This window comes from Streptomyces sp. 5-10 (assembly GCF_014712245.1).
GTDB lineage: Bacteria > Actinomycetota > Actinomycetes > Streptomycetales > Streptomycetaceae > Streptomyces > Streptomyces violaceusniger.
Genome location: NZ_JACVYG010000005.1, coordinates 192,035 through 206,479 on the forward strand (window position 1 = coordinate 192,035; position 14,445 = coordinate 206,479).

Annotated in this window: 13 protein-coding genes; 9 read left to right on the forward strand and 4 right to left on the reverse strand. The window is 71.7% G+C overall.

Annotated features, from left to right (window positions below; genetic code table 11):
* The first annotated feature begins 96 nt into the window (after positions 1-96).
* Together IEJ02_RS08605 and IEJ02_RS08610 are read left to right on the forward strand one after the other, a co-directional pair.
* Positions 97-1,143 (forward strand): tetratricopeptide repeat protein, encoded by a 1,047-nt coding sequence (locus IEJ02_RS08605; protein WP_191064191.1) that lies wholly within the window; start codon positions 97-99, stop codon positions 1,141-1,143.
* On the forward strand, positions 1,140-2,222 hold the full coding sequence (locus IEJ02_RS08610) for a polyprenyl synthetase family protein (RefSeq protein ID WP_191064192.1): 1,083 nt from the start codon (positions 1,140-1,142) through the stop codon (positions 2,220-2,222). The genes IEJ02_RS08605 and IEJ02_RS08610 overlap by 4 nt, the downstream gene beginning before the upstream one ends.
* Positions 2,223-2,248: 26 nt before the next feature.
* On the opposite strand, the gene IEJ02_RS08615 is transcribed toward IEJ02_RS08610, so the two are convergent.
* Positions 2,249-2,998 (reverse strand): FadR/GntR family transcriptional regulator, encoded by a 750-nt coding sequence (locus tag IEJ02_RS08615; RefSeq protein WP_191064193.1) that lies wholly within the window; start codon positions 2,996-2,998, stop codon positions 2,249-2,251.
* Positions 2,999-3,015: 17 nt separating this feature from the next.
* Positions 3,016-4,365 carry an enolase C-terminal domain-like protein gene (locus IEJ02_RS08620; RefSeq protein WP_191064194.1) on the reverse strand — a complete coding sequence of 450 codons (1,350 nt, stop codon included), beginning with the start codon at positions 4,363-4,365 and terminating at the stop codon, positions 3,016-3,018.
* A gap of 294 nt (positions 4,366-4,659) precedes the next feature.
* Between IEJ02_RS08620 and IEJ02_RS08625 the strand changes: the two genes are divergently transcribed.
* From IEJ02_RS08625 to IEJ02_RS08655, 7 genes are all read left to right on the forward strand, one after another.
* Positions 4,660-5,595 (forward strand): fumarylacetoacetate hydrolase family protein, encoded by a 936-nt coding sequence (locus IEJ02_RS08625; RefSeq protein ID WP_191064195.1) that lies wholly within the window; start codon positions 4,660-4,662, stop codon positions 5,593-5,595.
* 220 nt (positions 5,596-5,815) lie between these two features.
* Positions 5,816-6,442 (forward strand): alpha-ketoglutarate-dependent dioxygenase AlkB, encoded by a 627-nt coding sequence (locus IEJ02_RS08630; RefSeq protein ID WP_191064196.1) that lies wholly within the window; start codon positions 5,816-5,818, stop codon positions 6,440-6,442.
* 319 nt (positions 6,443-6,761) lie between these two features.
* A complete protein-coding gene (locus IEJ02_RS08635) occupies positions 6,762-7,559 on the forward strand; it encodes a thaumatin family protein (protein ID WP_191064197.1) in 798 nt (265 codons plus the stop codon).
* A gap of 11 nt (positions 7,560-7,570) precedes the next feature.
* Positions 7,571-8,383: a glycoside hydrolase family protein gene (locus tag IEJ02_RS08640; protein ID WP_223863581.1), complete on the forward strand. Its 813-nt coding sequence runs from the start codon at positions 7,571-7,573 to the stop codon at positions 8,381-8,383.
* Positions 8,384-8,479: 96 nt separating this feature from the next.
* Positions 8,480-8,914, forward strand: coding sequence for a septal ring lytic transglycosylase RlpA family protein (locus tag IEJ02_RS08645; protein ID WP_191064200.1), 435 nt, complete (start codon positions 8,480-8,482; stop codon positions 8,912-8,914).
* Between the two features lie 215 nt (positions 8,915-9,129).
* Positions 9,130-11,070, forward strand: a complete 1,941-nt coding sequence (locus tag IEJ02_RS08650) for a serine/threonine-protein kinase (RefSeq protein ID WP_191064201.1) — start codon at positions 9,130-9,132, stop codon at positions 11,068-11,070.
* Positions 11,067-11,921, forward strand: a complete 855-nt coding sequence (locus tag IEJ02_RS08655; protein ID WP_223863582.1) for an FHA domain-containing protein — start codon at positions 11,067-11,069, stop codon at positions 11,919-11,921. Before IEJ02_RS08650 ends, IEJ02_RS08655 begins: the two co-directional genes overlap by 4 nt.
* Positions 11,922-11,943: 22 nt before the next feature.
* Here IEJ02_RS08655 and IEJ02_RS08660 read toward each other — a convergent pair whose 3' ends face one another.
* Positions 11,944-12,966 carry a cytochrome d ubiquinol oxidase subunit II gene (locus IEJ02_RS08660; RefSeq protein WP_191064202.1) on the reverse strand — a complete coding sequence of 341 codons (1,023 nt, stop codon included), beginning with the start codon at positions 12,964-12,966 and terminating at the stop codon, positions 11,944-11,946.
* A 16-nt stretch (positions 12,967-12,982) separates the two neighbouring features.
* Positions 12,983-14,416, reverse strand: a complete 1,434-nt coding sequence (locus tag IEJ02_RS08665; protein ID WP_370467004.1) for a cytochrome ubiquinol oxidase subunit I — start codon at positions 14,414-14,416, stop codon at positions 12,983-12,985.
* Between the last annotated feature and the right edge of the window lie 29 nt (positions 14,417-14,445).

Consider the following 14,445-nt stretch of genomic DNA (forward strand, 5'->3'; position numbering starts at 1 on the left):
TATACACCACGTGTATACATAGGGTGCATACACCCCGTGTATGCACTCGGTGTATAGAGCCATGTGCTCCTGGGACCAACAGACGGAAAGGCATCCATGTACGGCAAGGCATTCGCCCCTGAGTACCAGGGCTCCCTCACCACCCTGTCCGTGAACTCGTCCCTCGTCGAGGTGTTGGCGGCGGGCACCGAGCAGCTGCGGGCGGCCGAGCGGGGCGGCTCCCCGGGCGAGGCGGCCCGCGCGGGGCTCGCGGTCGCCGAGGCACACCGGAGGCTCGGGCAGGTGGGCGACGCCGACCGCGAGTGGAAGGCCAGCTACCGGGCGGCCCGCGCGGCGGGGGACCTCGGCGCGATGGCATGGGCGCTGTGGAGCGGAGGCACCCTCGCCCGGCAGCGGGGCGCGCTGGCGCTGGCGTGGCGGCTGCTCGGCCTCGCGGCCGACCTCGGCGAGCGCGGCGGGGACATCGTCGTCCGTGGCTACTCGCTCGCCGGGATGGCGGAGACCGGCCGTATCCAGGGCGACTACGACGCCGTGGGCGCGCTGCACGAGCAACTCCTCGCCGAGGCACGGAAGCGCGGCGAGGCGCGCCACACCGTATGGGCGCTGGAGGGCATCGCCCAGATGCACCGCAACACCGGGTCGTACGACTCGGCCTACGCGATGTTCGAGGAGGCCGCGGAGATAGCCGCGAAGGCCGAGGACCGGCGCGGACACGCCTGGGCGCTGCGGGGCATGGCCGACATCGTCTCCGTACGCGACGGGGACGTGGAGCGCGCGCTGGAGCTGCTCTCCGAGGCCGAACTGACCTGCCGCGAGATGAACCTGGTGAGCGCGCTGGCGTACAACCACAAGATGCGCGGCAATGTGCTCTATCGCGCGGGCCGTTACGAGGCGGCCCGCGCGATGTACCAGCAGGCCCTGGACGAGTTCCGCGACATGAGCGAGCCGCGCGGCGAGGGTCTCGCCCGGCTCGGGCTCATCAAGTCCCTGGCCCGGCTGGGCCGCGACCGCGCCGAAACCGCCGATGACCTGTCCGAACTGGCCGGTGTGCTGGAGCGCATCGGGCTGCGGCACGCCCGCCGGATGGTGGACCGGGCCCGCGAGGAGTTCGGCCTCACCGAGGTCCTGGAGGCGGCGCTGTGACGACGACGTTCCCCGAGCTCCTCGGAGCGCAGGAGACCACCGCCACCGCGGGCGAAATCCTCGGCCGCTGCCGGGAGTTGGTGCGCCCGACGCTGGCCGGCACGGTCGGACGGCTGCACCCGTGGGTGGCCGAGATGGCCGCGTACTCCTTCGGCTGGTGCGATGTGGGCGGTACGCCCGCCGAGGGATCGGGCGGCAAGGGGGTGCGGCAGGCCCTGGCCGTGCTGTGCGCGGAGGCGGCCGGGGCATCCGGTGAGGCGGCGGTCGCCGGAGCGGTGGCGGTGGAGCTGGTGCACACCTTCTCGCTGCTGCACGACGACATCATGGACGGCGACCAGACCCGCCGCACCCGCCCCACCGTGTGGAAGGCGTACGGGACCGGCCCGGCCGTGCTCGCAGGTGACGCCCTGTTCGCGCTGGCCGTGGAGGCGCTGGCCGGCGTGGACGGCACCGGAGCCGCGGCCGCCGTGCGGCGGCTGAGCGCGGCGCTGGGCGACCTCGTCCGCGGCCAGGCGGACGACCTGCTCTTCGAGTCGCGCCCGTGGACGGGACCCGAGGCGGTGGGGCCGGAGGAGTACCGCACGATGGTCGAGCACAAGACCGGCGCGCTGCTCGGCTGCGCCGCCGCCCTGGGCGCCGCGCTCGCCGGGGCGCCGGAGCCCACCGTGGCCGCCTTGGACCGGGCCGGACGCCACATGGGCGTGGCGTTCCAGGTGGTGGACGATCTGCTGGGCATCTGGGGCGACCCCGCGGTCACCGGCAAACCGGTCCACCGCGATCTGCGGCAGCGCAAGAAGACCTTCCCCGTGCTGGCCGCGCTGAGCGCCCGCGGCCCCGGCGCCCCGGCCGCCGAGCGGCTGGCCACGCTGCTGCGGGATTCCCCGGACATCCCGGACGACGCCACCACGCGCCGGGCGGCCGCCCTGATCGAGCGGGCCGGTGGCCGCTCCGCGGCCCTGGAGGAGGCCGAACGCCACATCGCGGCCGTGGAGACATGCCTGGAGAGCCTGCCGCTCGCGCCCCGGGCGAACGCGGAATTGCGCACCCTGCTGCGCTTCCTCGTACGGCGTGACACCTGATCCGCGGAGGACTTGCCCCCGCGTGGTCAGCGTCGGTCGCGCACCGCGTCCAGCCGGTCGCGGACCCACAGCTCCACATCGCCCACATGCCGGCTGGCCGCGGTGAACGCGGCCAGGCTGTCATGGGCGCGGAGCGCGGTGTAGATGTCCATGTGCTGCTGGTGGGTCCAGGACAGCACATCGGACGTGACCAGGGCGCGCCAGACGCGGGCCCGGGCGGTGCGCTGGGTGACCGAGTCGGCCAGCGAGGCGAGGGTGCGGTTGCCGGACGCGGCGACGATGTCGGCGTGGAAGGCGATGTCCTCGTGGACCAGCTCCTCCGGGTCCCGCAGACCGCGCATCCGCTCGATCCGCTCCTGGAGCCGGTCGAGGGTGGCCTCGTCGATGCGGGTCGCGGCCAGCGCGGTGGCGCCCGGCTCCAGGACCTTGCGGCACTCCAGCATCTCGTTCAGACCGGTGTCCTGGGCCAGGTCCAGGAAGCTGCCGAGGGCGCGCAGCAGCCGGTCCGGGCGCAGATCGGTGACGAAGGTGCCGTCACCGCGGCGCACGTCCAGGACCCCGGCCATCGCCAGGGCACGGACCGCCTCCCGCAGCGACGGGCGGGAGAGTTCGAGCTCGCTCGCCAGCACCGCCTCCGGCGGCAGCCGGTGGCCGGGCGTGAACTCACCGCTCTCGATGCGCTTGCGCAACCGGCCGATGGCTATGTCGACGACACTGCTCCCGGCGGCGGGAACACCGTCGCCGCCGGGGCCGGAGCGGTCTGGATCGGTGGACATGGCGACCAGGATGCCACTCAGCCGCGGTGGCTCCAGACCGGTCCTTCGGGGTAGCGGTAGGTCTCCAGGGCCTCCCGCCGGATCCGGGCGCTGTAGCCGGGTGCCTCGGGGACGAGATAGCGCGAGCCACGGATGCGGACCGGGTCGTGGAAGTGTTCGTGGAGATGGTCGACGTACTCGATGACACGGTCGTCCAGGGAGCCGCTGACGGCCACATAGTCGAAGATCGACAGATGCTGGACCAGCTCGCACAGGCCGACCCCGCCGGCGTGCGGGCACACCGGCACGTCGTACGCCGCGGCCAGCAGCAGAACGGCCACCGCCTCGTTGACACCGGCCAGGCGGCAGGCGTCGATCTGGCAGACGCCGATCGCGTCGGCCGCGAGGAACTGCTTGAACATCACCGCGTTGTGGGCGTGTTCGCCGGTGGCCACCCGGATCGGGCCGATCCGCCGGGCGATGGCCGCGTGTCCGAGGATGTCATCGGGGCTGGTGGGCTCCTCGAACCACCAGACGTCGAACTCCCGGAGTGCCTCGGCCCAGGAGACCGCTTCCGCCACGCCCAGCGTCTGATTGGCGTCGATCATCAGCCGGCGGTCCGGTCCGATGACACCGCGGGCGATGCGGCAGCGCCGGATGTCGTCCTCCAGATCGGCGCCCACCTTCAGCTTCACCGAGTTCCAGCCCTGGTCCACGGCCTCCTGGCAGAGCCGGGCCAGCTTGGCGTCGTCGTATCCGAGCCAGCCCGCGCTGGTGGTGTACGCCGGGTATCCGTGCTCGCGGACGTAACTCTCGCGCTCGGCGCGGCCCGGGGCGCGGGATTCGAGCATCTTCAGGGCGGCCTCGGGGGTGAGCACGTCCTTGAGGTAGCGCCAGTCCACCAGGTCGACCACCTGCCGGGGGGAGAGGTCGGCGAGGAGCTTCCACACGGGTTTGCCGGCCCGCCGGGCGGCGAGGTCCCAGGCCGCGTTGATGACCGCGGCGCTGCCCAGGTGGATGGCGCCCTTGTCCGGGCCGAGCCAGCGCAGCTGGCTGTCGCCCAGCAGATGGCGTGAGAAGGCGCCCAGATCGCCGGTGATCTCCGCCACGGACAGGCCGATGGCCCGCTCCCCGATGGCGCGCGCCGCCTGCACCGCCAGGTCGTTGCCACGGCCGATGGTGAACGTGAAGCCATGGCCCTCCAGGGGTTCGGCGCCGGGTGCGGACACCGCCGCGCCCTGGCCGGAGGGGGCGTCATCGGCGGTCTTGAGCACCACGTACGCCGCCGAGTAGTCCGGTGCCTCGTTCATGGCGTCGGAGCCGTCGAGGTGCTGGGAGGTCGGGAAGCGGACATCGATGGTCTCGACATCGACGATGCGAAGGGTCATGGCACGCGCTCCTGTGGGCAAAAGGGCGAGGAAAAGCGAGCAACGCCGACCAACATGTCAGATGTCTGCTGTGGTCGCCAGAGGTCACCCGAAAGAAAACTCGTGGTCATTGAGGCCTTGTCAAAGCCTGTAGGCGACACCTACGTTCCACAGGTCAGATGTCTCCTCGAGGGAGGGTGGTCCGCGGGGAGGCCTCCGCCATCGTCGGCATCGTGGCGGCCGGTGTGTGCACGGCCACCACCCTCCGCTGGGTAGGAGCACCGACCACACCGTCACGAGAGGAGAGGACGACAGATGACACGCATCGTGCGCTTCGCCGATGAGGCCGGGACGGTACGGACCGGAGTGGCCGACGACGCCGGTGGGATCCGGGCCTTCCCCGGTGCGCCGCTCATCGCCGAGTTGCTGCGGCTGCCCATGACGGAGCTGCGGGCCCTGGTGGAGAACACCGCCTCCGGCCCGGCCGCCGCCCATGAGCAGGACGTCCTGCCACTGCCGCCGCTGGACGGGCTGATGGAGCTGTGGGCGGCGGGGGTGACGTATGAACGCTCGCGCGAGGCCAGGGTGGAGGAGAGCACCGAGCAGTCGGTGTACGAGCGGATCTACGATGCCGAGCGCCCGGAGCTGTTCTTCAAATCGCCGCCGTGGCGCGTGGTGACCGACGGCGAGCCGATCGCCGTACGCGACGACTCCGAGCTGAACGTCCCCGAGCCCGAACTGGCGCTGGTCCTCAACCGACACGGCGAAACGGTCGGCTATCTGGTCGCCGACGACGTGAGCTCACGGTCCATCGAGGGCGAGAACCCGCTCTACCTCCCACAGGCCAAGATCTACGCCGGAAGCGCCGCCGTGTCCTCGGCCATCGTGCCCGCCTGGGAGATCGACGCGCCCGACGCGCTGGACATCATCATGGCGGTGTGGCGCGACGGCGAGACGGCGTACCGGGGGGCCACGTCCACCGCCGCGTTCCACCGCACCCCGCGAGGCCTGGTGGACCACCTGTGGCGCTCCCAGCCCTTCCCCGACGGCGCCGTGCTGTCCACCGGCACCGGCATCGTGCCCGCACTCGACTTCACCCTGCGCGCCGGGGACGTGGTGGAGATCTCCATCGAGGGGGTCGGCGTCCTGCGCAACCCGGTACGGGCCCATCAGTCCGAGCTGGACTGGCTGGTGGAGGCCATCGCCGAACCGCTGACCCGCCGTGCCCACCGCAGCCGTTTCCCGGAGTGACCCGGGAAGCGGCCCTGCGGACGGCCCGGCCCTCAGCGCTCCAGTGAGATGCCGCCCCCGGTCCGGGTCCAGGGGGCGGCGCGGCACCTCGGCCCAGGTGCTGGGCCCCAGCCCCGGTGGCCGGGAGGGGGCCGGGCGCGGGGCGCCGAAGCGGCCATGGGTGCGTCTGTCCAGGTCCGCCAGTAGAACGCTTGCTCGATTACGCGGGTACGCTGCACATATGGGTGCGTATCTCCAGGGCTCGCTCTTCGACCAGACCGACGACATCGGTCTCGGCTCGCTGCGCGGGACGCACAGGACCGAGCTCGGGTCCGGGGCCTGGATCGATCTGCTGCCCGGGTGGCTGAGGGGAGCGGACGACCTGTTCGCCCGGCTCGTCACCGAGGTCCCCTGGAAGGCCGAGCGGCGGCACATGTACGAGCAGGTGGTGGACGTGCCGCGGCTGCTCGCCTTCTACGGCGCCGAGGACCCGCTGCCGCACCCCGTCCTGGCCGAGGCCCGGCAGGCGCTCTCCGCGCACTACGCCACCGAGCTGGGGGAGCCCTTCACCACGGCCGGGCTGTGCTACTACCGCGACGGCCGGGACAGCGTGGCCTGGCACGGCGACCGCATCGGCCGCGGCAGGACCGAGGACACCATGGTCTCCATCCTGTCCGTGGGCGCGCCCCGCGACCTGCTGCTGCGCCCGCGCGGCGGCGGCAAGGCCGTACGGCGGCCGCTCGGCCACGGCGATCTGCTGGTGATGGGCGGCTCCTGCCAGCGGACCTGGGAACACGCCATCCCCAAATCCTCCCGCGCCACCGGCCCGCGCATCAGCGTCCAGTTCCGCCCCAACGGCGTGAGGTGACACCCGCCGACCACACGGGGGCCTCGCGGCGGCGCCGCCGATGCGGCCGGAGTTTGGTACAGACCATTGACAGATATGTTCGGGGGCGGTGTCATGGGGCCCGTCAGCTCTTGAGAGTGCCTCGGGCGGATGTCGTCATCCGGGGCCGGACCTCGGAGAGTTCCCCGTGAACGGACGTCCCGTCTCAGGGGTGTCGGCCGCTGCCGTGGCCACGCCGTCGCTGGGTCGATTATGGACGGACCGGGCCGCGGAGCCCGTGTCTGATGCCGGGATTGTCATGATCGTGACAACTACTGAGCGCCCTTCCCACGGAGGAGTCATGCGCAGAATTCTGATCGGCCTGGCCACCGCGGCACTGGTGGTGCTGGCGGCCCTGCTGCCGACCGCCGGGACGAGTGCGGCCACGAGCGTGGCGATGCCGACCGGCAACACACCCGCCGCGACCAAGGCGGCCCTCGCGGCCAACCACACGGTCACCTTCGTCAATCACACCGGACGGAAGGTGTGGATCGGCAGTGCGGTCAACGCCGACGGCTCCAAGCAATTCGCCAAACTGCCCATCCTGGAACCCGGACAGTCGGGGTCGGTGACGATCCCCGAGAACGCCGACCCAGGCCACTGGCGTGGAAAGTTCTTCGCGCGTCTGGGGTGCACCGGCACCTCGGGCAGCACCTTCCACTGCCAGGTGGGGGACTGCGGAAAGTTCGCCGACCACTGTGAGCTCGGCGAGCAGCCCGTCAGCCTCGCCGAGTTCAATTTCGACACCAGGGACACGCTCGCTCCCTGGTACAACGTGAGCTACGTCAACGCGTTCTCCAACCCGATCACCATCGCCCCCAACGACCCGGCTGGTGGCGGAGGTTGCGGCACTCAGGGCTGCACACAGAACCTGCTGCCGTTCTGCCCGGCCGCCAACCTCACCCGCTGGGCGGACGGCACACCGATGCTGTGCACCAACCCCAACCGGGACGTCAAGACGCCCTACAGCGACGCGATCGCCTCCCGGTGCCCCAAGGCGTACGCCTACTCCAAGCAGGACCAGGAGCCCGGCAACCAGGTGATGCAGAACTGCGGCAAGTGCAGTGGCTTCACCGTCACCTTCAACGCGGGGTCTTAGCCATGCGGAGGATGCGACTTCTCGCCGTACTGCTGGCGGTGGTGACCCTGCTGACCGCGGGAAGCCAGACGGATGCCGGCGCGTCCACCGCCGCGGTGAAGAAGAAGGGTGTCAGCGCCTGGAAGTTCAAGGGGGTCACCGCGGCGATGTCCGATTCCGGGGTCGGCTGGTTCTACACCTGGGCCTCGGGCAAGGAGCAGATACAGCCCCCGGCCGGGGTCGAGTTCGTGCCCATGATCTGGGGCCCCGGCTCGGTGACCGACGCCGAACTCAACCAGGCCAAGAGCCAGGGCACGACCCTGCTCGGCTTCAACGAACCGGACATGGCGGGCCAGGCCAACATGACCGTCGCCAAGGCGCTCGACCTGTGGCCCCGGCTCCAGTCGACCGGTATGCGGCTCGGCGCGCCCGCGGTGGCCTACGGCGGCGATGTCGCCGGTGGCTGGCTCGACCGCTTCATGAAGGGCGCCGCCGACCGGAACTACAAGGTCGATTTCATCCCCCTGCACTGGTACGGCGCCGACTTCGACGCCACCCGCGCGACCGACCAGCTGCGCGGCTATCTCCAGGCCACCTACAACCGCTACAAGAAGCCGATCTGGCTCACCGAATACGCGCTGATCGACTTCTCGACCGGTACCCCGAGGTATCCGACCCCGGCCCAGCAGGCCGCCTTCGTGAAGAAGTCCACCGCCATGCTCCAGGGGCTGTCCTTCGTCGAACGGTACGCGTGGTTCACCCTCTCCGCGGACCGCGGCGGCACCGGTCTCTACAACGGCGCGACACCCAACGAGAGCGGCGCCGCCTATCGCGCGGCCGGGTGAGACAAGGCCACTCACGCTCACACCACACCAGTCACACCACGCCGCTCACACACCGCACCCCACCACGCCACGACAACCGAAACGAGGTACTCCGCCATGCGCAAGGCAACGCTGATCGGCCGACTGGCGGTCGGGGCCGCCGCGCTGACCGCCGTAGTGACCGTCGCCCCGACGAGCACCGCCGCCACCAGCGACACCCCGCCGCCCGGGCAGAACTGCTGGGCCACGCACTACGGCTACATACCGCCCGGCGCCTACACCGCCAGCGGCGAACTCTTCGACAACAACGCGGACACCGCCGCCACCTCCCTCAGCCGCAGCCCCCAGCTGCCGTTCGGGACCAAGGTGAAGGTCACCAACGTGGCCAACGGCAGGTCGCTGGTCGTGCGCGTCAACGACCGCGGCACCTTCGGCTGGACGCCGTCCGTACCCAAGTGTCTGGACCTGACCGACGGCGCGTACTCCCGGCTCGGCGGAGTCCTCAATCCCGACTCCGGCCACATCGTCGTCAAGGAGGACATCGTGAAGTGAAAGGGCGTTTGGTGAAGGGCGTGGAGCACCGGTTCCGGCGCTCCACATCGTCTTCCCGACGCCCCGCTCGCGAAGCGACCGTCGTGCGCCGGAGGCTTCCCTCTTTCCGGGGGCTATCCGCCGGAAGCGCTACCCACCGACCTCACCGGCAAGTACTCTCCGTGGCGGCATGGGAACGCGACGGGTGATGAAGCGGGGTAGCGGGGGTGCGGGTGATGGCGGAGGCCGGTGACAGGGTCGCCGACCGATATCTCCTCCAGGAGCCCATCGGGAGAGGTGGGATGGGGGTCGTCTGGCGGGCCCACGATGAACTGCTGGACCGTGAGGTCGCGGTGAAGTGTGCCCGTCCGGACGACGACCGTGCGGTGGCGCGCCTGACCAACGAGGCGCGCAACGCCGCACGGCTGCACCATCCGCACATCGTCTCGGTGTTCGACTTCGTGGACGAGGGCGAGATCTGCTGGATCGTCATGGAGTACGTGTCCGGGGGCAGCCTCGCGGACATGGTGCGCGGCCGTGTCGCGCTCCCGCCGGAGGAGGTGGCCTCCATCGGCTGCCAGATCGCCGCCGCGCTGGCGAAGTCGCACGCCGAGGGCGTGGTGCACGGCGATGTCACCCCGGAGAACGTCCTGCTCACCGAGGACGGGGTCGCCAAGCTGACCGACTTCGGCATCTCGCGGGCGCTGTGGAGTGAGGCCACCATGACCCAGACGGGCGGGGTGCGCGGCAAACCGCCGTATCTGCCGCCCGAGGTGGCCAGGGGCGAGGCGGCCGACCGGAAGTCCGATGTCTTCTCACTGGGCGCGACCCTCTACGCGGCGATCGAGGGCCGGTCCCCGTACGGCGAGGCATCGCATCCCATGGCCTATGTGGCGCGGGCCATCGAGGGCTATATCGAGACCCCGCACCGGGCCGGACCGCTGGTGGACGCGCTCACCAAGCTGCTGCATCTGGAGCCGAAGCGGCGCCCCGCCGCCGACCAGGCCGTACGGCTGCTGCGGCGGGTCGCCCCGTCGTCCCCGCACCTCAGGGACCTCGAGGACATCGAGGACCCGCACGATGGCGACACGCTGGACCGTACGCCCTTCACGATGCGCCTGGTGCCGCCGTCGGTCCGAGGGGCGTGGCGCCGCCCGAGCCGCCGGGTGGTCATCACCGCGACCGCGCTGGGCACCGCCGCGGCCCTGGTGGCGTGGGCCGCCCTCTTCGGCCCGTGGGGTGACGGGCGCTCCGACGAGAGCCGCGGGTCCGGGAAGGACGGCGGGCGTGGCGCGTCTGGTACGGCCGACTCGCGGGCCCGGACGGGCCGGGTCGGGGCCGTGGGCGACGCGCGGACCGCCGACCCCTGCACGTTGCTCAACCCCGCCGCGCTCAGCCGCTTCGGCGATACCGTGCTCGACCCGGACTACGGCGAGATCGATCGATGCGATGTCCTGCTGCGGGGCGAGAGCGGCGATGACATCGCCGACGTCCAGCTGAACTTCAGCGCCGACCCGCCGGAGCCGGGTGGCGATGTGCCCACCAGAAGGGTCGGCAGTGTCACCGTCGCCGCGTACGAGCGCGACGGGGACGAGTGCCTGCGGAACATCACGTCCGCCGACCGCAAGCAGATCCTGATCATCACCAAGCGGCTCGACACCCCGGCGCCCGACCCCTGCCAACTGGGCGACGCCGCCACCGACTACGCCGTCAGCGTGCTGGACCGCGGCCAGGTCCCCCGGCGCTCCGGGCAGCCCGTGGCGAGCTCCCTGCTCCGGGGACACGCATGCCGGCTGCTGGACACCGATGAGCTCAAGCGGGTCGCCGGTGTCCGGGTGGCGGACCGCGACCCGGGCTTCGGGGACTGGCAGTGCGAGTGGACGGACGGCTCGGGCGACGCGGGAGTGAAGGTGGTGTTCAACCGCGACAACCAGTTCGCCACGGACGGCGGACAGCGGGCGGTCATCGCCGGCAAGCGGAGCTCCGTGTCGCCGAATGAGTGGGACGACGAGTCATGCCTGGTCCAGATGTTGCACCGCTCGTACCGCAACTCCCTGGGTGACGACACCGTCGAGTTCGTCTCGTTGAACGTCTACGGGCCCAAGCCCACCGAAAAGCTCTGCACGACCGCCAAGGCGCTCGCCGCCACGGCCGCGAAGAAACTCCCGGCATCATGACCACAACACCTCCCGGCGGCGACCGCCCTGCCACCCGGCGGACCCCCGCCGCCCGCCGTCCCGCCACCGGCCGTCCCGCCGCGGGCGGCCGCTCGCTGCCCGCCGCGCACGGCAGCCTGGCCCGCGGGGTGACCGCGCCGGTGCCGGGCACCGCCTTCGCCCTCGCCCTGACCGGTGGCATGACCCTCGGCCCCGGGGACGGCCGTGAACTGCTCTTCGGGCGGAACCGCCCCGAGGTGCACGTCTGTGTCGGCGAGGACGACCCCCAGGTCAGCCGCTGCCAGGGCAGACTGACCCACCGCCACGGCCGCTGGTGGGTCGCCAACAACGGCCGGCTGCCCCTCCGGTTCCCGTCCCGGCTGCTCTTCACGGGTGAGGAGCCACTGCCCCTGGACACCGGCTACACCCCGCTGTTCGTCCGGGGCTCGCGCGACCGCGAGCATCTGCTGGAGGTCTTCGTCAGCGGCCCCGAGACCGAGCGACCGGTGGCCCTGCCCGGGGATGTCACCCGCCCGCCCCGCGTATGGGTGCTCACCGACGAGGAGAAGCTCGCGCTCGTCGTCCTCGGCCAGCGGTATCTGCTCCACGAGCCCCGGCCGCAGCCCCTCACCTGGAGGCAGACGGCCGCCCAGCTCGCGGAGTTGCGCCCCGGGGAGAGCTGGAGCGAGAAGCGTGTCGAGCACCTGGTCAACCGGGTCCGCACGACGCTGTCCCGGGACGGAGTGCCCTGGCTGACCCGGGAGGAGGTCGGCGAGCCGGTCGGCAACGCGCTCAACGACCACCTGATCCGAGCCCTGATGATGTCCACGACGCTGGTCCCCCCGGACCTGGCCCTGATCGACGCCGCCTGACCGCTCGGTGTGCCCTGACCGTTCAGCGCGTGTCCTCGGCGCCCGCCGCCGCGCCGGTCTCCGGGCGCTGGAAGAGCGCGTAGAGCCAGCCCAGGGACGGGATCAGCAGCAGCGCCCCGACCGCGAACACGATCAGCACGGCGGCCAGCACCGACGGCGGTGCGGCCGCCCGTGCCACGGTGAGGTCCGGGGCCAGCATCAGCGGGTACTGCGCCACTCCCCAGGCCCAGACGATGAGCGCCACGGCGAGCGCGGCGGCCGCCCGGGCCCAGCCCCACAGCGACCGCATGAGCAGGACCAGCCCGGCCACACCGGTGACGGCCGACAACACCACCAGGGGCAGGGCCCGATGGGTGAGCCCGTGGAACAGCCGTGGCGCGTCGGCGTGCAGCACGGCGATGCCCACCAGCGCCACGGCGCCCGCGGCCAGCCCACTGGCCAGGGCGCGCCGCCGGAACGCCCGCACCAGGCCGGGCCCGCCGCCGCGCGCCGCGTCCGCGCACAGATAGACGGCGGCCAGATGGGCGCAGGTCACCACGGCCAGTACACCGCCCAGGAAGGACGCCGGATTGAGCCAGCTGGTGACCGTACTGCCCGCGGCGAGGCCCGGGGGTACGCGCCCGGAGGCCACACCACCGGCGACCGTGCCCAGGAAGAAGGGCGTGACGACCGAGGACGTGGCGAAGCAGGCCCCGAACAGCCGCTGCTGCCACAGCTCGGTGCTGGCCTTGCGGAACGCGAACGCGGCGCCGCGCGCGACGATGCCGAGCGCCGCCAGGGTCAGCGGCAGATAGAGGGTGGACATCACGGCGGCGAACACCTCGGGGAAGCCGCTCCACAACATCACCACCACGAAGATCAGCCACACGTGGTTGGCCTCCCAGACCGGCCCGATGGCGTGCTCGATCAGCGCGCGCTGCGGCCGTCCGCGACGGCTGCCACCGGCCACCAGATCCCACAGCCCCGCCCCGAAGTCGGCACCGGCGAAGAGGGCGTAGCACATCAGACCCAGCCACATCACCGCCAGGACGGTGTCCGCGAGCATCAGGACCTCCAGCGGTTCACACGACCGGATAGCCGGTCACATCGGCCTCCTGCGGGGCCACCGGGACCGGGCGCTCGCCCGCGAGCCGGCGCAGGACGTACACGGTGGCCACCGTCATCGCGGCGTACACCACGAGCACCAGCCACAGCCCGGTCATGAGGCCGGGGGCGGGATTCACCGCGTCCCGGACGCTGAGCACCCCCTGCACCACCCACGGCTGGCGGCCCTCCTCGGTGACGACCCAGCCGCACTCCAGGGAGACGACCGCCGCCAGGCCGCCGAAGGACGCCAGCCACAGGAAGGGGCGCGTGCCCCGGCGGGCCAGCGGATCGCTCTCGCCCCGGCGCCGGGTGCGCCACCAGGCCAGCAGCAGCCAGACCCCGAGCCCGATCAGGAACAGCCCGCCGAGCACCATCAGGTCGAACGCCAGATGGGTGCCGGTGATCGGGGGCCGCCGCGCGGGAGGCACCTGGTCCAGCCCCTGGACGACCGTGCTGGGGCTGAAGCCGACGAGCAGCGACAGACCGCCCGGGATCTCCAGACCGCCCTTGATGCCGTGGTCGCCCGCGATACCGCCCACGGTGAGCGGCACATGGCCGGAGGTGGTGAAGACACCCTCCATCGCGGCGAGCTTGACCGGCTGGTAGTCGGCCACGAAGCGGGCGATCCAGTCGCCCACCACGAGCTGGACGGGCGAGACGACGGCGCCGAGGACGAACGGGATGAAGAACCCCGCGCGGTGGTAGCGGTCGGTGCGGCCGCGCAGCAGGGAGACCGCGTACACGCTCGCGGTCAGGAACGACGCCACCATCAGCGCGGCGAGGACCATATGGACGGTCTGCGGCGGACTGGCCGGGTTGAACATCGCGGCGAGCGGATCGACGTCCACCACCCTGCCGTGCCGGACGGTGAAGCCACGCGGCTGGTTCATCCACGCGTTGGCGCACACCACGAAGAACGCCGAGGCCACACCGGCGATGACGATGGGGATCCCGGTGAGCATATGGAGGCGCGGCGGCAGCCGGTCCCATGCGTAGAGGTAGATGCCGAGGAAGATGGCCTCGATGAAGAAGGCGATGCCCTCGATGGCGAACGGCAAACCGATGACCTGGCCGTAACGTCCCATCAGCCCCGGCCACAGCAGCCCCATCTCGAAGCTGAGGATCGTGCCGGAGACCGCGCCCACGGCGAACAGCACCCCCATGGCCCGCGCCCAGCGCCGGGCGAGCAGCCGGTACGAGGGGTCGCTGGTGCGCACGCCCCACCATTCGGCGATCAGGGTGAGCAGCGGCAGGCCCACGCCCAGACAGGCCACCACGATGTGCCAGGCGAGCGAGAAGCCCATCTGGGCGCGGGCCGCGGCCAGATCGCCGGACGTGGCCGGGCCCGCCAGCCACTCCCTCACCACGGCCGCGGCCCGCGGCCACGGGTGCTGGTCGACAGCGGGCACGTCCGCTCCTCACTCGTCGCTGAGACCCC

Coding starts and splice junctions, on each gene's coding strand:
- IEJ02_RS08660 (WP_191064202.1), bottom strand. CDS start 12,966: ATGCTCGCGGACACCGTCCTGGCGGTGATGTGGCTGGGTCTGATGTGC.
- IEJ02_RS08640 (WP_223863581.1), top strand. CDS start 7,571: ATGCGACTTCTCGCCGTACTGCTGGCGGTGGTGACCCTGCTGACCGCG.
- IEJ02_RS08635 (WP_191064197.1), top strand. CDS start 6,762: ATGCGCAGAATTCTGATCGGCCTGGCCACCGCGGCACTGGTGGTGCTG.
- IEJ02_RS08625 (WP_191064195.1), top strand. CDS start 4,660: ATGACACGCATCGTGCGCTTCGCCGATGAGGCCGGGACGGTACGGACC.
- IEJ02_RS08605 (WP_191064191.1), top strand. CDS start 97: ATGTACGGCAAGGCATTCGCCCCTGAGTACCAGGGCTCCCTCACCACC.
- IEJ02_RS08620 (WP_191064194.1), bottom strand. CDS start 4,365: ATGACCCTTCGCATCGTCGATGTCGAGACCATCGATGTCCGCTTCCCG.
- IEJ02_RS08630 (WP_191064196.1), top strand. CDS start 5,816: ATGGGTGCGTATCTCCAGGGCTCGCTCTTCGACCAGACCGACGACATC.
- IEJ02_RS08615 (WP_191064193.1), bottom strand. CDS start 2,998: ATGTCCACCGATCCAGACCGCTCCGGCCCCGGCGGCGACGGTGTTCCC.
- IEJ02_RS08650 (WP_191064201.1), top strand. CDS start 9,130: ATGGCGGAGGCCGGTGACAGGGTCGCCGACCGATATCTCCTCCAGGAG.
- IEJ02_RS08645 (WP_191064200.1), top strand. CDS start 8,480: ATGCGCAAGGCAACGCTGATCGGCCGACTGGCGGTCGGGGCCGCCGCG.
- IEJ02_RS08655 (WP_223863582.1), top strand. CDS start 11,067: ATGACCACAACACCTCCCGGCGGCGACCGCCCTGCCACCCGGCGGACC.